The following is a 19023-nucleotide window of genomic DNA, read 5'->3' as shown; positions in this document are numbered from 1 at the left end:
CGTAAAAACAAAGAGATAGAGTGGTTCGCCGTTTCCGTGAAACGGTGAAACGCTCTAGGGCGTGTAGCGCCGGGCCGCTTGCGTTGGCCTGCCACAGGGGATGACAGGCACAATGAACCTGCAAAGCATGACCGGTTTCGCGCGGTCCGCCGCCGAGAGCGAGGGCACCTCGATCGCCTGGGAGGTGAAATCGGTGAACGGCAAGAGCGCCGAGGTTCGGCTGAGGTTGCCGCAGGGTTTCGACCGGCTGGAGACCTCTGTCCGGCAGACTGTTCAGAAGCGTTTCGCGCGCGGCAATTTCCAGGCGACATTGACCGTCGGCCGCGCTGCTGCCAGGCAAGCCCAGCCGGTGGTTAACGAGGCGTTCCTCAAGGATCTGGCGGGACTGGCGAAGCGCTTGCAGGAGCAGTTCGGCACCGAGCCCGCCACCGCCGACGGCCTGCTCTCGCTGCGCGGCGTGCTCGACATTCCCGAGGCGATGGAGACCGAGGAGGAGCGCGCCGCTCTTGACGCCGCGATCCTGTCGGCGCTCGAGGCAGCGCTCGCCGGGCTGGAACAGGCGCGGCAAGGCGAGGGCGCGGCACTTGGCGCGCTGCTTTCCGGCCATATCGACGCGATCGAGGCGTTGACGCTGAAGGCCGAAGCCGATCCGTCGCGGGAGCCGGCGGCAATCCGCGAGCGCATCACGGAGCAGGTACGCCTGTTGATGGATGCCTCGGCCAATCTCGATGCCGTCCGGCTGCATCAGGAGGCGGCCTTCCTCGCCACCAAGGCCGACATCCGCGAGGAGATCGACCGGCTGAAGACGCATGTCGCTTCGGCGCGGACGCTGCTCAAAGGCGGCGGTGCGATCGGCCGCAAGCTCGATTTTCTGGCGCAGGAATTCAATCGCGAATCGAATACCTTGTGCTCCAAGTCGAACGCCGCCGCGGTCACCGCGATCGGGCTGGAGCTCAAGGCGGTGGTCGACCAGTTTCGCGAACAGGTCCAGAATCTGGAGTGACGGGAATGGTTGCCAAGGAACCGACGGCTGCCAGGGATCTGGGATCCCGGATCCGCCGCCGCGGATTGATGCTGGTGCTGTCGTCGCCGTCGGGCGCCGGCAAGTCGACGATCGCGCGCAACCTTCTGGAGAGCGATCCAAGCCTCGAGCTTTCGGTCTCCGTCACGACAAGGCCTCGCCGCGGTTCGGAGATCGAAGGCGTCCACTATCATTTCCGCTCCATGCGCGACTTCGAGCGGCTGCGCGATTCCGACGCGCTGCTCGAATGGGCCGAGGTGCACGGCAATTGCTATGCGACGCCGCGCGAGCCGGCGGAAATCGCGCTGGCCGAAGGCCGCGACATGCTGTTCGACATCGACTGGCAGGGCGCCCAGCAGCTCAAGGAGAAGATGCGCGCCGACATCGTCTCGATCTTCATCCTGCCGCCGTCGATGAAGGAATTGAAGGCGCGCCTGAAGCGACGCGCCGAGGACCAGGAATCCGTCATCGAGACCAGGCTGAAGAACGCTCGCCTGGAGATCGAGCATTGGAAAGAATACGACTTCGTCATCGTCAACGACGATCTCGACCGCGCCTTCGCCGAGGTCCGCGCCATCGTTGCTGCCGAGCGTCTGCGCCGCGACAGGCGGCCTGGCCTGTTCGACTTCATCTCGGGATTGCTGGACGAGAAGACGGAGTAGGCAGCCTTTCCTTCTCCCCGTTTTACGGGGAGAAGGTGGCCCAAAGGGCCGGATGAGGGGCAGCGCCGGCCTGTGGCGGCTCGCGAAGCGCAAAGGTCAGTCAGACGACCCTCACTTGCCACCCGCCGCCTGCCGTCTCGCGGCAAAATGCGCATTGGCTTGATCGTCGGGAATGTGGGTTCCAGTGGTGGCGTCGGCGGTCAAACGGCGTTCGTCAGCCGGACAAACTCTTCCACGCTCAGCGTTTCCGCCCGCCGCGTCGGGTCGATGCCGGCCCGTGTCAGCAAAGCCTCGCCGCCCAGGCTCTTCACGCTTTGCCTCAGCATCTTGCGGCGCTGGCCGAAGGCCGCCTCGGTGACACGGCCGAGCTTCTTGCCGTCGACGGGCAGGGGAGACGGGCGCGGCACCAGATGCACGACGGAGGAGGTGACCTTGGGCGGCGGCGTGAAAGCCTGCGGCGGCACGTCGAAGGCGATCCTCGCCTCGGTGCGCCAGCCGGCCAGTACGCCGAGCCGGCCATAGGCGTCGCTGGCTGGACCCGCCGTGATGCGCTCCGCCACCTCGCGCTGGAACATCAGCGTCATCGACTGGTAGAAGGGCGGCCAGTCGTTGACCGTCAGCCAGCGGATCAGAAGCTCGGTGCCGATATTGTAGGGCAGGTTGGCGGCGATCTTCACCGGCCCGCCATTCGCCGTACCGGCAAGCGCGGCAAAATCCGTTTTCAGCGCATCGCCGGGAATGACCTCCAGGCGACCGGGATAGTGGCTGGAAACCTCAGCCAGCGCTTCGAGGCAGCGCTCGTCGCGCTCGATGGCGATCACGCGCCGCGCGCCGTTGAACAGCAGCGCCCGCGTCAGCCCGCCCGGGCCGGGACCGACCTCGATCACGGTCGCCTCGCTGAGATCGCCGGCGGCGCGGGCGATCTTGCTTGTCAGGTTGAGGTCGAGCAGGAAATTCTGCCCGAGCGCCTTCTTGGCCTGGAGTCCATGCCGCTCGATCACCGCGCGCAACGGTGGCAACCCGTCGATCGTCATGCGCTCGTTCAAGGCGTCCTCACGCGGCCGCGGCTTGGATCGCTGTCGGCCAGCCGGCGCGCCAGCCTGAGCGCCGCGATCAGGCTCTCGGCGCGGGCAATGCCCCTGCCGGCGATATCGAAGGCGGTGCCGTGATCCGGCGAGGTGCGGATGAAGGGCAGGCCCAGCGTCACATTGACCGCCTCGTCGAAGGCCAAGGTCTTGGCCGGAATCAGCGCCTGGTCGTGATACATGCACAGCGCCGCATCATAGGTGGCGCGCGCGCGTGGATGAAACATCGTGTCGGCCGGCAGCGGCCCAACCGCATCGATGCCTTCCGCCTTCAGCGTCTCGACGGCCGGGGCGACGATTGCGGCATCCTCCTGGCCCATGGCGCCGCCTTCGCCGGCATGCGGGTTGAGCCCGGCGATCGCAAGCCGCGGCCGCGCGATGCCGAAGCGGCTCTTGAGATCGGCGGCGGTGATGCGCGCGACGGCGACGATCAGCTCCGTGGTGAGCACCTTCGGCACTTCGGCCAGGGGGATATGGATGGTCACCGGAACGGTGCGCAGATCGGGTCCGGCCAGCAGCATCACCGGCGTGACCTCCTTGCCGGTGTGGCGCGAAGCCAGATGCGCCAGATATTCGGTGTGGCCGGGAAAGCCGAATCCCGCATCGTAAAGCGGCTTCTTGGCGATCGGACAGGTGACCACCGCGGCGGCGCTGCCGGCGAGACAGTCGGCGACTGCCCGGTCGATCGCCTCGATGGTGCCGGCGGCATTGGCCGGATCCGGCTCTCCCGGGGTGTCGACATGGCGCGCATGGAGCGGCACGACGGGGAGCACACGGGCAAAATGAGGCGCGGCCTGTCCGGGTAAGGTCTCGACAACCGTCACATTCGCGCCGACAAGACGGGCGCGGGCTTTGATCAGGGCCGGGTCGGCCAGCAGATAGAAGGGCGGCACCCCGGCGCTGTCGCCCGCCTGCCAGGCGGCGATGGCGATCTCGGGTCCGATGCCCGAAGGGTCGCCGACACTGAGCGCCAGCGGCGCATCGGTCTTGCGCGGGCTCATTGGGTGGGCTGACTGCGGTATCGCATGCTTGTCGCTCAGAGCATGACGCCGAGAAATGTGCTGCGGTTTTCGGACGACATCATGCTCCATTTCTCGGATTTGGGAGACGGATTGAGGCTGGTCCGACCTATGTCTCCGGCTCTAGCGTTCGACGATCTTGGCCTTCTGCCGCAGCTCGGCGACATATTTCTTGCTGAGCTCGTCGGCGTCCTTGTCGTTGGTGCCCTCGGCCTGGAACACCATCTGCGCGGCCTTGTCGTCGGAGACCTCACGCGAGGAGCAGATGCCGATGAATTCGACGCCGCGCTCGGTCTCTCGCGTCGGTGTCGCGCCGCCGACCTTGGTGGCCTTGATCTGCTCGGCCCAGTCGGTCGGCAATTGCGGCGCCAGCACCCGGCCGAGATCGCGCACGGTGACGTCGATCAGACCCTTGGCGAATTCGCGCGTGGTGTTGCAGCCGCTGAAGCGGGCACGCATGGCGTCGGCCTCGCGCTTGCGCTTGGCGAGCGTGGCGGCACGCTCCGATGCCGGCACCACGAAGATCACCTGCTGCAGCATGTACTCCGTCGCCGTCGGCTTGCTGCCGCCCTTGTCGAGCATGCGCCGCACGGCGTCCTGCTCGGTCACCGAGCCGCCCTCGCCGGAGCGGTAGCGCGCGCTGAGCGCCTGGTTCCAGGCCATCTGGGCGCGGATGAATTCCTTGAAGTGTTCCTTGGTGACGCCCGACTGGCTCATGATCGCGTCGAGCTTGGCCAGCGGCATCTTGTTGCCCGAGGCGAAGCGCTGGTAGGCGGCGTCGACCTGCTCATCGGTGATGCGGATGCCGAGCCGCTTGGCCTCGGCCAGCCGCAGCGTCTGGTCGATCATCTCCTGCGCGGCATCGCCTTTCTTGTGTTGGAGCTTGAAGAAGGCGGCGCGGTGCGCGATGTCGCCGGTGGTGATCGGTATGCCGTTGACGACATATTTGATCTCCGCGGCGAAAGCCGGCTGTACAACAGCCGTGACCGAAACCGAGCTCGCCGCCACCAGAAGCGCCAACCCTGCCGAAAACAGGTATTTCCTCATCTTACCTTCCAATTTCCCCGCCCCAATTTGTCGGCACGACAGCGCCGCGCGTCCTCCGAACGCCTGCGCGCTGCAGCCGACCCCATGCCTGTCCTATGCGGCGAAACGATGTCGCCGGCGCATGGCCCCGAGAATCACCGCATTTTCGGGGGTTCACGCTCCAAATCAAGACCAAAGCATCGTCGGCGCCCGGCTAGCAAGCCACGCGCCGGCCTCGGTTATTGGATGGTATCGATCGCGCTCGTCGACGAGCCGAAATCGCCCAGCGTGCGGAACGACAGGTTGAAGCCGATATTCTGCGACACTTCCTTGGTTACGGTATCGCGTGTCTGCGAATAGGTCATGATGTAGGTGAAGCAGGAATCGTTGTAGGCGAAACCGACCCCGTCCTTGACCAGCACGTTGCTCTGGAGGTCGTAGGTGCCGGTGCCGAACAGCCGCCAGTTCTGCGCCAGATGCGTCGAGGCGCCGAGCGTGACTTCATGACGGTCGGTGGTGAAGCCATAGAGCGGCTGCGCCTCGATGAAGGCATATTTGGCGCTGAGCGATATCGGCAGGCTGGAATAGGCGGCCTTCACTTCGGCGCGCCTGACCTCGAATGTCTGCTCGTCGAAACGCCCGCTCACCGAGCCGGAAAAACCGCTCGGGCTGTTGAAGCCGACGAGGCCGACATAATCCGAGGTCCGTTTGTCCAGGCCGGACTCGGCTCCGGCATTGACGAGATCGGGCGCGGCGAAGGAGTTCTCGCCCGCGAGCTGGTAGGACTGGCCGAAGATGGCATTCGTGGCCCAGCCATTGTCATAGGCGCCTGAATAGCGGAAGCCGACATTCGCGCGTGTGCCGCCTTCGATCCGGTCATAGCCGGAGAATTTATCGCGCTCGAACAGCGTCGTGGCGTCGAAGACGAAGCTCTGCGCGTCTTCGTTCGGAACGGCCAGTCCGCCGACATATTGCTCGTTCGGACGCACAAAGACCTGCGCGGTCGGCTCCAGGACATGGCTGGAGCTGGGCATCGAGAACAGCAGCGGCCACCGCGCCTCGAGGCCGAGGGTCGCCATGTAGCGGGCAAGCGACGAGCGCATGTCGACGTCTTGGCCGAGATTCGTGCCCATCTGGTTGACGGCATCGAGCGAAGCCTGATTGGCGTTGACATAGCCGGCATCGCCGCGGAAGGCGAGCAGCGGAGTCAACTGCAGACCGCCGTCGGTGGTGAAGGTCCGCTTCCACTCGGCTTCCGCGCTCACCCGGCTGGATTCGCCTTCGATGCCGCGCACGTTGTTGATCGAAGCCGGGTCGCTGGCATCAGCCAGCACGGCGTCCAGCCGGTTGCGGCTGATCACACGCGTGTTCACGTTGAACGACAACTGGCCGCCGGCCACCGACGCGTCGGGAATATACGCATAGTCGAGCGACGGCAGCACCCAGGGCTGCTTGGCGGAGCGCGATGTGGGATCGCTGGAGAGCGTGTCTTCCTGCACCTCGAAGCGCATGGCGCGGACGTCGAAGTAGTTGCGGTCGCTCAAGCCCGTCAGATAGATCGACGACTGATGGACGAGGTCGCTGAAGCTGTCGATGTTGTAGGTGCGCGAGAAATTCTTGTCGGTCTGCAGCAGCACATCCCAGCCGAAGTCCCAACGCTCGTTGATCGCGAACTGGCCCGTGGTGCCCATCATGCCGCGGAACTTGTTCGGATCGCCGGGCTCGCCTGAATCGACAGTGGGGCGATTGCCGGTGCCGATAAAGGCGTCGGGATCCTGCTGGTTGATGCCGGCGATCTTCAGCGTGTACTGGCCGTTGTTGAAGCGCTGGCGCCACTCGGCCTCGCCGAGGAAGCCCTGCTTGGTATAGCCGCTGCCGGTGACGGTCAGGTCATAGGTCGGGGACAGTGCGAAATAATAGGGGACTTTGACGCCGACGCCGAGATTGTTGTTGTAGACGATGCCGGGGATCAGGAAGCCGCTCTTGCGCTTCACGGTCGGGTCGGCGATCTCGAAGGCCGGCAGATAGGCAAGCGGGAAGCCGAAGAATTCGAAATTCGAATTTTCGAAGCGGACCGTCTTCTTCTCGCCGTTCCAGATGATCTTGCGTGCCTTGACGCGCCAGGTCGGGGCTTTGTCCGGCTTGTCCTCGCAAGGCTCGCAGGCGGTGTAGACGCCATTGTGGAAGGTGGTCAGCACGCCGCCCATGCGCTCGCCGCTCTCGGCGGCGAAATAGGCCTTGTCGATCGTCTCGACGCGCAACGCGTTGGTGAACCCGTCGGCGAAGTCGTCGGTGATGTCGATATGGTCGGAATTGATCTTGGTGCCGTCGCTGTTGATGAGCTCGACGGCGCCGCTGGCGACGAGGCGCTTGGTGTCGCGGTTGTACACCACGCGCTGGGCGACCAGCTTGTTGCCGCCATAGTCGATCTGCACGCCGCCGACGGCCGTCACCGTATGCTGGTCGTTGTCATAGACAAGCGTATCGGCGGCCAGCAGCATCTGCGTGCCGGACGGGACGGGCTTGGCAGCGATGGTCTGCGCCTGTGCGGGTGCCGTCGGCACCGCACAAGCGAACAGACATGCCAAGGCGGTCGCCCCATAAAGGCGTGCCAAACCGGCCTGCCTATGGCTGCGCAAAACCGCCTCCCTCACTAACCGTCTTCCTTGTATAGCAGAAACGTCACCCCAAAGAACATAGCCACGACGACCGGAACCCATGCAGCCACCACCGTAGGAACGAATCCGGCCACACCGAATGCCTTGACCAGTACCGAAACGACATAAAGCAGAAAGCCGGCCACGACGCCACCCAGAATCATCGTTGCCGACTGCCCCATTCGCGCAAATCGCATTGAAACCGTTGCAGCAATCAGCGTCATGGCGACGAGGAGGAACGGCAACGCCAGCAGCGAATCAAACTGCATGGCGAAGGCATTTGCCTTGAGCCCGAAGGAACGGGCAACTTCGATCTTGCGCGGCAGCTCGTAGAAAGGGATGGTTTCCGGGCGCGCCAGGCGCTCCTGAACGAATTCCGGCTTGAGGTTGGTCGGCAGCTTGTCGGTCGCCAGCGTCCGGATGTTGCCCGCCTTGAAGACCTTGACGTCCTGCAATTCCCAGTAGCCGTCGCGCAGGAAGGCCTTGGCTGCGTCCTTGCGCTCGGCGATGTTGCCCTGCGGGTCGAGGATGAAGAACACCGCGTCCGCCATCTCCAGCCCCTGATTGAGGATGGCGCGGGCGCCGATGATGGTGTCGCCTGATTCGGTCTTCTGCCTGAGCCAAGGCGTGACATTGGTGGTGACGGCATTCGATTTGCCGGCCCTGAGGTCGTTCTCCATCTGCTCGGACCAGGAAAAGCCGTGCGCGGCGATGGGGTTCATCACGGCCACCGACAGCACGCCGAACATCAGCGCGCCGACGCAGCAGGGAAACAGGAACTGCCAGGCCGAAACGCCGGCCGAGCGCGCGATCACCAGCTCGTAGCGGCGGTTGAGCGACACAAGCGTCGCCATTGCCGAGAACAGCCCGACGAACGGCACCGTCTGCAGCATGATCATCGGCATCCTGAGCGCCGAAATGGCGAAGGCCGTGCCATAGGTGAACCCCGGCAGCCCGGTCGTGCGGCCGGAGAGCTCGGTGAAATCGATCAGGAACACCAGCGCCAGCAGGCCCAGGAAGAACCAGAAGGTGATCGAGACGTAGCGGAAGAAGAAATAGCGGCCCAGCGTCCAGCCCATGGTCAGGCTCCCTGGCCGGAGGTGCGCCGCGCAAGCCACAGCTTGAATGCCGTCCAGTTGTCGCTGGCGCGCTTGGCGAGATTGGTCAGCCAGTCCGCCCAACTGACCGGCAATTCCATGGTGCGGGACGAGACGATGAACCAGATCGAAACCGCGGACGCAATCAGCGGTATGCCGTAGAGCAGGTAGATGTAGTACGAGACCCTGTCGGCCTTGCCGGCGGCGAAGAAGCCCAGCCATCGCACGAAAAGCGCAATCGCGATCGCCGTGATCAACGGGTTGATGCGTGCTTCGCGATGCGAGCGCGCATCGCCCGCGACGGCCAGCGCGATCAGCGCGAACACCAGCGAATAGGACCACTCGGCAAAGCGCTGGTTGAGCTCCGCGCGGTAGCTGCCCGGTTCGCGCTGGAACATCTTGTCGTTGGGATCCGGGTTGAGCAGATATGCCGTCGTGCGGTCCTTGGGCAAAAGCGTGATGTCGTTCGCCGCGGATAGGAAGGCGGACATGTCGAAGGCGTAAGAGGTGAAGCGGATGACCGAGAGGTCGCCGGTGACCGATTTGCGGTTGATGACGCCGTCATTCATCATCAGCACCTTCTCGTCGCCTTTTTCGACGATGCTGCCGGTCTTGGCATAATAGGTGAGGCTGGCGCCTTCCTCGCGTGAATCGGCGACGAAGATACCGCCGAGCCGGTTGCCGGGAAGCCGCTCGCCGACCTGCAGGTAAAGGCCCTCGTCGATCTTGCGGAACGTGCCTTCCTGGATGATCAGCGACACGAGGTCGGCGCGCGAAGCCGCCACCAGCTGGCGGTTCTTCTGCCTGGCATAGGGGTCGATGGCGTTGTCGACGATGAAGGAAAAGGCGCAAGCCGCGATTGCGAGCAGCAGGACGGGCCGCGCGATGGTCCAGCGCGAGGCGCCCGCGGCGCTGAGCACGGCGAGCTCCGAATCGGTGTTCATGGCGCTCAGCGTCTGCGCCACCGCCACCACCAGGGCGAACGGCACCACGATCGGGATGATCGAGGGAATGATCAGTGCCGCGACCTCGAAAAAGGTCAGCGCCGACTGGCCGTTGTCGGTGACGAGGTCAATCTTGGCCAGCACCTGCGTCGTCCACACGATCGCCAGCGTCCAGACCAGCGCGGCGAGGAACATCGTCAGCGCGCGGCGCATGATGTAGCGTTCAACGACCTTCATGAAGGCTTTTCTCGATTTTGCCGAACGGCATCATGCCCGCCGACAAGGTAGTGATCCGGCGTCGCCCGCACAACTGCGTCATAGGCGGCTCGCTCCGGTTTGTCGCCCCACGCCACATGCCCCGGCGCGGCGGAGTCTCCGCGCCAATGGATAAGAAATGCAAAACATCGATGGTTAACAGCAGGTTGCGGCAGCAATCTAAGGTCGTGCCGAGGCGAATCCTTTGTCTATGGTGGCGCTGATATAGGCAGCGATTTCGGCCAAAGTCTTGCCAAATGGCTGAAAACGACCAAATGTCGCGCACGCTTGCCAAACCGTTTGCTCGCTGAAAATTACCTTTGCCGGCACCTTGCGGCCATCCCCGAAAGCAGGACCTGATGACGTTGAGACCATCCATTTCTTTCGCCAAATTCGCCGTGCCGAAAAAGGGCAGCGTCTTCGTGTTCGCGGGCGACGGCGGCGGGCTCGGCGAGGCGGCGAAGGCCTGCGATCCCGCCGGTGCGCTGGCTCGCGCGTTTCCGGTCGCCGATTTCTCCGGCAAGTTCGCGAGCTCCGCCGAGGTGCTGGCGCCGGAAGGAACGTCCGTCGACCGGCTGGTGGCGATCGGCGCCGGCAAGCTGTCGGCTCTCGACGACAATGCCTGGCTGAAGCTCGGCGGCGCTGTCGCCGCTTCGCTGCGCAAGGCGACCGAGGTGGCTGTCATTCTCGATCTGCCGGAACTGCAGGCCGATGGCCACCAGGCGGGGAGCCTCGCCGCCGGCATCCTGCTGCGCAGCTACGCCTTCGACAAGTACAAGACCAGGAAGGACAAGGACGAAGGCCAATCCGACGCGAAGGCGGCGAAGCCCGCCAAGGTCACGATCCACTGCGCCGATCCGGCTGCCGCGAAGAAGGCCTTTGCCGGCGAGGAAGCGGTGGTCGACGGCGTGCTGCTGGCGCGCGACCTCGTCAACGAGCCGGCCAATGCGCTGGGGCCTGTCGACTTCGCCGAGCGCGTCAAGGCGCTGGAGGCCCTCGGCGTCGATGTCGAGATCCTCACCGAAAAGGAGATGAAGAAGCTCGGCATGGGCTCGCTGCTCGGCGTGGCGCAAGGCTCGCCGCGCGGCGCCCGCCTGGTGGTGATGCGCTGGAGCGGCGGCAAGGCCAAGGACGCGCCGCTGGCATTCATCGGCAAGGGCGTCACCTTCGACACCGGCGGCAATTCGATGAAGCCGGCCTCCGGCATGGAGGACATGAAGGGCGACATGGGCGGTGCGGCCGCCGTCACCGGGCTGATCCATGCGCTCGCCGCGCGCAAGGCCAAGACCAATGTGGTCGGCGTCATCGGCCTTGTCGAGAACGCCGTCGACGGCCATGCCCAGCGCCCCGGCGACATCGTCACCTCGATGTCGGGCCAGACGATCGAGGTGCTCAACACCGACGCCGAAGGCCGCCTCGTGCTGGCCGACGCGCTTTGGTACACCAACGACCGCTTCAAGCCGAAATTCATGATCAATCTGGCGACGCTGACCGGCGCCATCATGGTGGCGCTCGGGCAGCATTATGCCGGCCTGTTCTCCAACAACGACGAGTTGGCGGGCAGGCTCTTCGGCGCCGGCCAGTCGTCCCAAGAGCGGCTATGGCGCATGCCGCTCGGCCCCGAATACGACAAGCTGATCGATTCCAAGAATGCCGACATGAAGAACATCGGCGGCCGCTATGGCGGCGCCATCATCGCGGCGCAGTTCCTGCAGCGCTTCGTCAAGGACACGCCCTGGGCGCATCTCGACATCGCCGGCACCGCGATGGGCGCGCCGTCGAGCGAGATCAACCAGTCCTGGGGCTCGGGCTTCGGCGTCAGGCTGCTCGATAGGCTGGTGCGCGATCACTACGAAGGGTAGGGGATGGCCGACATCCTGTTCTACCATTTGACCGAATCGACGCTCGAGGAGGCGCTGCCCGGCCTGCTCGAGCGCAGCGTCGAGCGCGGCTGGCGCGCGGTGGTGCAGACCGGCACGGAAGAGCGGCGCGACGCGCTCGACCAGCATCTGTGGACTTTTCGCGACGATTCCTTCCTGGCGCACGCCACCGACCGCGAGGCCTATCCGGCCGAGCAGCCGATCCTGCTCACCACAAGCGAGGGCAACCAGAACGCCGCGCAGATCCGCTTCCTGGTCGACGGCGCCAGCCCGCCCGAGCTATCGGGCTACGAACGCGCCGTCTTCCTGTTCGATGGCCATGACGCGGCACAGCTCGAAGCCGCGCGCGGCCATTGGAAGACGATGAAGGAAGCCGGCCACGCCGTGACCTACTGGCAGCAGACGCCGGATCGGCGGTGGGAGCGGAAGGCTTAGTGCCGTCAGCGATCGCCGATCGTCACCTTGTTGATTTTCGTGCCGTGCGGAAGGTCTTTTACTTGTCGGTGGATTTGGCCGGTTATGTGCACCTTCACCACGAAGAAGGTCTTGTTGATTTGCGCGGCGGACATTTCGCCACCGAGTACGGGTGGCGTGTCGAAGTCGTAACATTCGCCGTCCGCCAAGACCAATCCCTTCTTTCGTGCCGCCGCGGCTAAGTCAGCCAGCAACAGCTCGTCGCGACGATCATGATCGTTGAACTGGGTTGTAAGCTCCGGCCACGTTTCCGACACTTGGGTCAATCGGCCTCCGATCATGTCCAGCAATTTGACGGAACCATCGGGAGCTCGGAAGAAAATGTCGCCGAATGCGGAGACTGCGGCGGGTTCCAGGCCATCAAGCCCAATCCACTTCCAGCCGTCCAGCGCTTCCCAGACATCCTTCTTTGACGGCTCGATAAACAGATACTGGAGACCGTCCGGCCATGGGCTTCTGACCACGTCCGCATTTGGCTTCGAAACAGAATTCCCAAAGACAGAAGAAATAAAGCGAGAAAAAGAATTAGCCATACCTCACCCCCCTGCAACATCACACACTTATCGCAGAATGATCGGCGAGCAAACGTGGCCGCTCAGGCGCCGTCATGGTCGTCGCCTCGAACCGCTTTTTGCGCTAGATAGAGCCAAGCTCAAGCGGCGAGGGGGAATGCGGATCAAGGTCGTCGGAACCGGCAGGGCGGTACCGGCTGAGCGGGTGACAACGCGCGCGCTGGAAGCGAAATTGAGCCTCAGCGAGGGCGCACTGGAAACCGCCACCGGCGTCGTCGAGCGCTATGTCTGCAATGCCGAATCGCAGATCGATCTTGCCTGCGTCGCCGCGACAGTTGCGCTAGCCGATGCCGGCGTAAAGCCCGGCGCTGTCGATCTCATCATCGGCGGCTGCGGCGTGCCTTACCAGCCGCTGCCGGCGACCGCGCCTTTGGTCATGCAGCGCCTCGGGCTGGCGGACGGCTCGGCCGCCGCCTTCGACGTTAACAGCACCTGTCTTGGCTTCCTCACCGCCTTTGAGACTGCCGGTCGCATGATCGAAGCGGGGCAATGCGAGACGGCCTTGGTGTTCTCGTCCGAAGTCGCCTCGCGCGCGCTGCCGTGGCAGGATGCGCCGGAGATCGCCGCGCTCTTCGGCGACGGCGCTGCGGCGGCGGTCCTGCGCAAGGCCGGGCCGGGCGAGGGCAAGGTGGCGGCGAGCCTGATGCGCACTTATCCTTCCGGCTGGGAAGCCTGCGGCATCGGTTCGGGCGGCACACGCTTCGATTTCCGCAAGGAGCAGGAAGCGTTTGCGGCGCACAGCCTGTTCCACATGGACGGCAAGGAACTGTTCAGGCTCACCGCGCGCCATTTCAACGGGTTCGTCGACGCTCTGCTGGAGCGCGCCGGCTGGCGTCGCGACGATGTAGATCTCGTCGTGCCGCATCAGGCAAGCCCCTTCGCGCTTGCGCATATAGCGCGCCAGACCGGCTTTGCGCCGCAAAAGCTTGTCGACATCTCTGCCCGCTTCGGCAACCAGATCGCCGCCTCCATGCCCTTCGCGCTCGACGTCGCGCGCCGCGAGGGGCGGGTGGCAGCGGGCATGAAGCTGCTCTTCCTCGGTACTTCCGCCGGCGTCTCCTTCGGCGGCATGGCGCTGGAGGTCTGAGCGATGGCCGTCCTCGTCACCGGCGCCAGCGGCTTCCTGGGCTCCCATGTGCTCGAGCGGCTGGCCGCTTCCGGCACGCTGGCGCTCGGGCTCGGCCGCGATGAAACGCGCTGCGCCGCGCTCGAAGCGGCCGGCCATCGCATCATCCGTCACGATTTGGCGCAGCCGCTCGATGCCGCCCTCGACCCCAGGCTGGGCAGGGTCGAGCGGATCATCCACTGCGCGGCGCTTTCCTCGCCCTTCGGACGCCTCGCGGATTTCGAGGCGGCCAATGTCACGGCAACGCGCAATCTTGTCGGATTCGCCAGACGGCAAGGCGTCAGCCGTTTCGTCCACATCTCCAGCCCGTCCGTCTGCTTCGCCTTCCGCGACCAGCTCGGTCTCACCGAGGATGCGGCCGTGCCGGAGCCGGTCAATCACTATGCCCGCACCAAGCGCGAGGCCGAAAAGATCGTGCTCGGCGAGCCCGATATCCATCCTATGGTGCTGCGGCCGCGCGGCGTCTACGGCAAGGGCGATCGGGCGTTGCTGCCGCGCCTGATCAAGGCGGCAAGGAGCCGGCCGCTGCCGCTGTTTCGCGACGGCCGGGCGGCCATCGACCTCACTTATGTCGACGATGTCGTCGATGCGGTGATGGCGGCGCTCGCCGCACCTGGCGAAGCCGAGGGTCGGATCTTCAACATCTCCGGCGGCGAGATGCTGCCGGTCCGCCGCATCGCCGACGCGGCCTGCATCCGCGCCGGCTTGCACGCGCGCTGGCGGCCGATGCCCCTCGCGCCGGCGATGCTGGCGGCGGGCTTGATGGAAGCGGTGGCGCTGCGGTTGCCCGGCCGGCCCGAGCCGCCGGTCACCCGCTATGGGCTCGGCCTCTTCGCCTATGCGCAAAGCCTGGATATTTCCAAGGCGAAACGGGTGCTCGGCTGGGCGCCGAAAATCTCGTTCGAACAAGGGCTCGATCGCACCTTTGCCGGCCGGGCCAGGCCATGAAGCTCGTCTTCGCCAACAGCGCCTGGGTCAACGCCGCCGAGCGGCTGATCCTGCGCGGCGGCACCTGGCAACGCGTCAGGCTGCGTGTCCGCTACGGGCTGTTCTTTCACCCCGCCGCCGGACCGGTGCTGGTCGACACCGGCTACACGCCGGAAGCGCTGAGCGGCGAGCGGCGCGGCCGGACGCTTCGGCTCTACGGCGCGCTGCTGAAACCTCAGCTCAATGCCGACGAGCAGGTTCTGTCGGTGCTGCGCCGTTTCGGCCTGTCGCCTGACGATATCCGCACAGTCATCGTCACCCATTTTCACGCCGACCACATTTCCGGCCTGTCGCTGTTCCGCAACGCGCGTTTCATCGCCAGCGACACCGCCTGGGCGCGGGTCAAGGCGCGCACGCCGGGCCAGAATTTGCACCATGGCGTCTTCACCGAATTGTTTCCCGCCGACTTCAAGTCGCGGCTCGACGGACTATCCGGCAAGCCGCGCATCGAGCCTCGCGGCGACATGCCGGGCGGCACGGATCTCTTCGGCGAGGGCAGCGTGATCGCTGTCGATCTTCCAGGCCACGCCGATGGCCAGTTCGGCCTGTTGTTCAATCGCCTCGAGCGACCGCTGCTCTATGCCGTCGACGTGCAATGGCTGCTCGCCGCTTTGATCGAGAACCGCACGCCCGGTTTCCCGGCCACCCTGATCGCCGAGGATGCGGCGGCGATCGAGCCGACCAGCGCCATGCTGCGCCGCTTCCTCAGCACGGGCGGCGAGGTGATGCTCTGCCATGATCCCGCGCCGACGCCTTATGACCTCGCGCCGGAGGTCTCATGAACGGGCTGGCGGAGGCGGCAGGGTCTTTCGCCCTGACACGCTGGGTGTCGCGCAAGAGCCGCGCGGATTTCGAGCGCTGGCAGGCAGGCGCCTTGCGCCGCTTCCTCGACCGCGACCTACCGCGCGCGCCCTTTTACGGCAAGGCGCCGGCCTGCCTCACCGACCTGCCGGTCACCGACAAGGCGCTGCTGATGGCGCGCTTCGATGAATTCAACATCCACGGCCTCACCGCCGCGCAAGCCTGGGCGACGCTGGCGCATGACGGCCGCGCCGGCGCGCTCACCGTCGGCGCCAGCGCAGGCACCTCCGGCAATCGCGGCCTGTTCGTGATTTCGGAAGCGGAGAAATACCGCTGGCTGGGAACGATCCTCGCCAAGGCGGCGCCCGACCTTGTCTGGCGCGGCATGCGCGTCGCCGTCATCCTGCCGCAGAACACTGGGCTTTACGACAGCGCCCGCACATCGCACCTGATCAAGCTTGCCTTCTTCGACCTAACGAAAGGGCCGGAAAGCTGGCGCGGTGAACTGGAGGCCTTCGACCCGACGGTCGTCATCGCGCCGCCAAAGATCCTGCGGCATTTTGCGGCCGAAGACTTCAGGCTCCGGCCCAAGCGCGTTTTTTCCGCCGCCGAGACGCTGGATCCGGTCGACCGTCCGGTTATCGAGAATTTCTTCCGGCTGCCGCTCGATCAGATCTATATGGCGACCGAAGGCCTGTTCGCGGTGACCTGCAGACAGCGCGGCCTGCATCTTGCCGAAGACTCCGTCTTCTTCGAATTCGAGCCGGCGGGCGAGGGGCTGGTGACGCCGCTGGTGACGGCCTTTCGCCGACGGACACAGATCATGGCCCGTTACAGGATGAACGACCTGTTGCGCTTGTCCAAAGAACCTTGTCGGTGTGGTTCGCCGCTGCGCTGCGTCGATGAGATCGTCGGCCGCATGGACGATGCTTTCCGATTCACGTCGCCGGACGGCCCGATCCTGGTCACGCCCGATGTGCTGCGCAATGCGGTGCTCAAAGCCGATCGCCGCATCGACGATTTCCGCCTCGTCCAGACCGGGCCGGAGAGCATCGAGTTCAGGCTTGCGCCGACGCTCCCGACCGATGCGGCGGTGGCCGCGCATCAGGCGGTTCGCGCGCTCCTGGAAATGCGAAAGGCCGCCGCCACCGTGACGCTCGTCCGCGCGCCCCTGCCGTTGGAAACAGGCCGCAAGCTGCGCCGCGTCGAATGCCGCCTGGAGCCGGCGCGATGACGGGCGCGGCGACGATGGAAAGGCCCGTGCAGCAGGCCGACCGCGTCGAGAACAAGCCGGCGAAGGTCGCGGCTTTCGTAAGCCTCTTCAACGAGGTGCCGGTGCGCGATCTCATCGCCAACCTCAAGACCAAGGTGGAGACCTTCGAAATTGCCGGCCGCGTTTTTCCGCTGACGCTGAACGACGCCGATGATGCGCCCAACTGCTATATCTGCTGCCCGACCAGCGCCTATATCGACTACGCGATCGACGAGACACGCAACTTCGCCGCCCACCCGCTGTTGCGGCGCGCGCTCAACGCGTTGATCAGGGCCTGCGCGCCCCTGGTCAGGGCAAGCGGCCTCGACCATCAGGCGCAGGTCAACAACTGGCTCTATTCGACCAATCCGATGCCGCTGCTCGACCGGCCGACAGTCGCGTCGCTGCGCTCGGCCTTGACCGCGCGTTTCCCCGATCGCGCCATCGTCATCCGTTCGTTGAACGACATCGCCGATCCGGCGACGATTGCCGTCTTGAAGGCCGAGGGGTTCCGCATGCTGGCGGCGCGTCAAATCTACATCTTCGCCGACCGCAGCGCCGCGCCCGCCATGACGCGCGACATGAAGCGCGATCGCGCCCGCCTGCGCGCGACACCGTTCGAGCGGGTCGGAAACGGCGATTTCAGCGAGGCTGACTATGCCCGCGCCGAGCAGCTCTACGATATGCTCTACCTCGACAAATACACGCCGCTCAATCCGCACTACACGGCCCGTTATATCGCCGAGATGCACCGGCGCGGCATCATCAGCCTGGCGGGATTGCGGCGGCCCGGCGGCGAGCTGGTCGCCGTCACCGGCTTGTTCGAAAACGGCCGCACGTTGACCCAGCCGATCGTCGGCTACGACACCAGCCTGCCGGTGGCCGACGGGCTTTACCGCATGATGATGGCGGTGGCGCAGGATCACGCCACGGCGCGCGGCCTGTTCTTCAACATGAGCGCGGGCGCCGCCGGTTTCAAACGCCGGCGCGGCGCGGTCGCGGCGATCGAATACAACGCCGTCTATGCCGGGCATCTCCCGCTTCGCCGGCGCATGGCGATCCGTCTCATGGAGACGGTGCTGGCGCTGATCGGCATTCCCCTGCTCAGGAGGTTCGAACTGTGAGTGAGGGCCGGCGGGAAGCCTATTGGCAGGCGGTGGCGCTGTCCGCCGATATCGGCAAGCGGCCGAAGCGTATTCTTTTCGACGGCGAGCCCCTGGTGCTGTTCCGCTCGACGCAAGGTGTCGCCGCGTTGTTCGACCGCTGCCCGCACCGGCTGGTCGAGCTGTCGACCGGCAAGGTGGTCGGCGGCGAGATCGAATGCCCTTATCACGGCTGGCGTTATGACGGCGAGGGACGCTGCACGGCGATCCCCGGCCATGTCGGCGCCATGCCGCATTACCGGGTCCGCCGCTACGCCGCGATCGAGCGCGACGGGGTGGTCTTCATCTCGTCCGGCACGCCCAAGGACGAGCCTTACCTGCATTGCATGCAAGGCAAGGATATCATCCTGCGGCGGGTGCGCTCGTCGACCCAGTCGACGGTGATCGATGCGGCGGAAAACATCCTCGACGCCACCCATACCCATTTCACCCATAAGGGCCTGCTGCGCGGCCTCACCTCGAAACGCCATCTGGTGCGGGTCGAGGTGACGGGCGGCGAGGGCTGGGTCGAGGCGAGCTACACCGGCGAGGAACGCCAGCAGGGCCTGATCAGTCGGCTGCTGGAAGGCGAGCGCGCCAAGACCATTGGCCGCTTCCGCCATCCCGGCATCGCCGAGCTTGAATATTGGGGCAAGGACGGGCTGGTTCTGGCCACCACCTTCCATCTGCGCCAGGCCGACGAGCGCACCGTCGAGGGTGTCGGCTGGTTGATCGGCCGGCGCCAGGGCCTGCTCGGCGAGCTGAAGGCGCTTGCCTTCAAACCATTATTCAATGTCGCACTTCAGCAAGACCGCCGGGTGCTGAAATCGGCGAGCGACAATGCCCGTTTCGTGCCGCAGGCCGTGCCAGTGATCGGGCCCCTGGATTTCCTGCGTCGCGATATCGCCGCGATCATGGAGGGGAAGATGCCGCCGGCGGCGAGCGGGCCGAAAGTGCATGAGATCGAGCTGTGAATTAAAGTTCACGCATCTTGATCTGAGCGTCTGCGTGAATTATAGTTCA

18 protein-coding genes are annotated in these 19023 nt (G+C 65.2%); 10 read left to right on the top strand and 8 right to left on the bottom strand.

All coding sequences use genetic code 11. From position 1 onward, the window contains the following. Positions 1 to 112: 112 nt before the first annotated feature. Both EJ072_RS01340 and gmk read left to right on the top strand, forming a co-directional pair. Positions 113 to 1003, top strand: a complete 891-nt coding sequence (locus EJ072_RS01340) for a YicC/YloC family endoribonuclease (protein ID WP_126078245.1) — start codon at positions 113 to 115, stop codon at positions 1001 to 1003. 5 nt (positions 1004 to 1008) lie between these two features. Further along, positions 1009 to 1683 (top strand): guanylate kinase, encoded by a 675-nt coding sequence (gmk, locus tag EJ072_RS01335; protein WP_126061838.1) that lies wholly within the window; start codon positions 1009 to 1011, stop codon positions 1681 to 1683. Between the two features lie 200 nt (positions 1684 to 1883). On the opposite strand, the gene rsmA is transcribed toward gmk, so the two are convergent. The 7 genes from rsmA to EJ072_RS01300 all read right to left on the bottom strand — a co-directional run bounded on the left by rsmA (position 1884) and on the right by EJ072_RS01300 (position 10145). Further along, on the bottom strand, positions 1884 to 2717 hold the full coding sequence (gene rsmA / locus EJ072_RS01330; protein WP_126083455.1) for a 16S rRNA (adenine(1518)-N(6)/adenine(1519)-N(6))-dimethyltransferase RsmA: 834 nt from the start codon (positions 2715 to 2717) through the stop codon (positions 1884 to 1886). Between the two features lie 8 nt (positions 2718 to 2725). Beyond that, positions 2726 to 3769, bottom strand: coding sequence for a 4-hydroxythreonine-4-phosphate dehydrogenase PdxA (gene pdxA, locus EJ072_RS01325; protein WP_126078244.1), 1044 nt, complete (start codon positions 3767 to 3769; stop codon positions 2726 to 2728). 141 nt (positions 3770 to 3910) lie between these two features. After that, complete coding sequence (locus tag EJ072_RS01320) at positions 3911 to 4834, bottom strand: peptidylprolyl isomerase (RefSeq protein WP_126078243.1); 924 nt, start codon at positions 4832 to 4834, stop codon at positions 3911 to 3913. Positions 4835 to 5052: 218 nt separating this feature from the next. After that, entirely contained in the window at positions 5053 to 7467 is a 2415-nt protein-coding gene (locus EJ072_RS01315) for an LPS-assembly protein LptD (RefSeq protein WP_189343187.1), read from the bottom strand. Continuing rightward, positions 7467 to 8549 carry an LPS export ABC transporter permease LptG gene (lptG, locus tag EJ072_RS01310; protein WP_126078241.1) on the bottom strand — a complete coding sequence of 361 codons (1083 nt, stop codon included), beginning with the start codon at positions 8547 to 8549 and terminating at the stop codon, positions 7467 to 7469. The genes EJ072_RS01315 and lptG overlap by 1 nt, the downstream gene beginning before the upstream one ends. A gap of 2 nt (positions 8550 to 8551) precedes the next feature. Beyond that, the gene (lptF, locus tag EJ072_RS01305) at positions 8552 to 9748 is read right to left on the bottom strand and encodes an LPS export ABC transporter permease LptF (protein WP_126078240.1); all 1197 of its coding nucleotides are present in this window, start codon (positions 9746 to 9748) and stop codon (positions 8552 to 8554) included. Then, the gene (locus tag EJ072_RS01300) at positions 9735 to 10145 is read right to left on the bottom strand and encodes a hypothetical protein (RefSeq protein WP_126078239.1); all 411 of its coding nucleotides are present in this window, start codon (positions 10143 to 10145) and stop codon (positions 9735 to 9737) included. Before EJ072_RS01300 ends, lptF begins: the two co-directional genes overlap by 14 nt. Here EJ072_RS01300 and EJ072_RS01295 point away from each other — a divergent pair. Next, positions 10126 to 11628 (top strand): leucyl aminopeptidase, encoded by a 1503-nt coding sequence (locus tag EJ072_RS01295; protein ID WP_126078238.1) that lies wholly within the window; start codon positions 10126 to 10128, stop codon positions 11626 to 11628. The genes EJ072_RS01300 and EJ072_RS01295 overlap by 20 nt on opposite strands. 3 nt (positions 11629 to 11631) lie before the next feature. Beyond that, positions 11632 to 12081, top strand: a complete 450-nt coding sequence (locus EJ072_RS01290) for a DNA polymerase III subunit chi (RefSeq protein ID WP_126078237.1) — start codon at positions 11632 to 11634, stop codon at positions 12079 to 12081. A 5-nt stretch (positions 12082 to 12086) separates the two neighbouring features. Here the strand turns inward: EJ072_RS01290 and EJ072_RS01285 are convergent, their stop codons facing one another. After that, a complete protein-coding gene (locus EJ072_RS01285; protein WP_126078236.1) occupies positions 12087 to 12653 on the bottom strand; it encodes a T6SS immunity protein Tdi1 domain-containing protein in 567 nt (188 codons plus the stop codon). Between the two features lie 136 nt (positions 12654 to 12789). On the opposite strand from EJ072_RS01285, the gene EJ072_RS01280 reads away from it, so the two are divergent. From EJ072_RS01280 to EJ072_RS01255, 6 genes are read left to right on the top strand one after another with little or no spacing between them, the layout of a single operon-like run. Next, complete coding sequence (locus EJ072_RS01280) at positions 12790 to 13779, top strand: 3-oxoacyl-[acyl-carrier-protein] synthase III C-terminal domain-containing protein (protein WP_126078235.1); 990 nt, start codon at positions 12790 to 12792, stop codon at positions 13777 to 13779. 3 nt (positions 13780 to 13782) lie between these two features. Next, positions 13783 to 14766, top strand: a complete 984-nt coding sequence (locus EJ072_RS01275; protein WP_126078234.1) for an NAD(P)-dependent oxidoreductase — start codon at positions 13783 to 13785, stop codon at positions 14764 to 14766. After that, positions 14763 to 15587, top strand: coding sequence for an MBL fold metallo-hydrolase (locus tag EJ072_RS01270; RefSeq protein WP_126078233.1), 825 nt, complete (start codon positions 14763 to 14765; stop codon positions 15585 to 15587). The genes EJ072_RS01275 and EJ072_RS01270 overlap by 4 nt, the downstream gene beginning before the upstream one ends. After that, on the top strand, positions 15584 to 16840 hold the full coding sequence (locus EJ072_RS01265) for a F390 synthetase-related protein (RefSeq protein ID WP_126078232.1): 1257 nt from the start codon (positions 15584 to 15586) through the stop codon (positions 16838 to 16840). The genes EJ072_RS01270 and EJ072_RS01265 overlap by 4 nt, the downstream gene beginning before the upstream one ends. Next, entirely contained in the window at positions 16837 to 17982 is a 1146-nt protein-coding gene (locus tag EJ072_RS01260) for a GNAT family N-acetyltransferase (protein ID WP_245467152.1), read from the top strand. The genes EJ072_RS01265 and EJ072_RS01260 overlap by 4 nt, the downstream gene beginning before the upstream one ends. Beyond that, positions 17979 to 18974, top strand: a complete 996-nt coding sequence (locus EJ072_RS01255) for a Rieske 2Fe-2S domain-containing protein (protein ID WP_126078230.1) — start codon at positions 17979 to 17981, stop codon at positions 18972 to 18974. Before EJ072_RS01260 ends, EJ072_RS01255 begins: the two co-directional genes overlap by 4 nt. Positions 18975 to 19023: the final 49 nt, after the last annotated feature.

Origin of the sequence: Mesorhizobium sp. M2A.F.Ca.ET.046.03.2.1 (genome assembly GCF_003952425.1) — a bacterium.
Taxonomy (GTDB): Bacteria; Pseudomonadota; Alphaproteobacteria; order Rhizobiales; family Rhizobiaceae; genus Mesorhizobium.
Note: the sequence above shows the minus strand (reverse complement) of the source record. Positions and strands in the feature narration are given on the sequence as shown.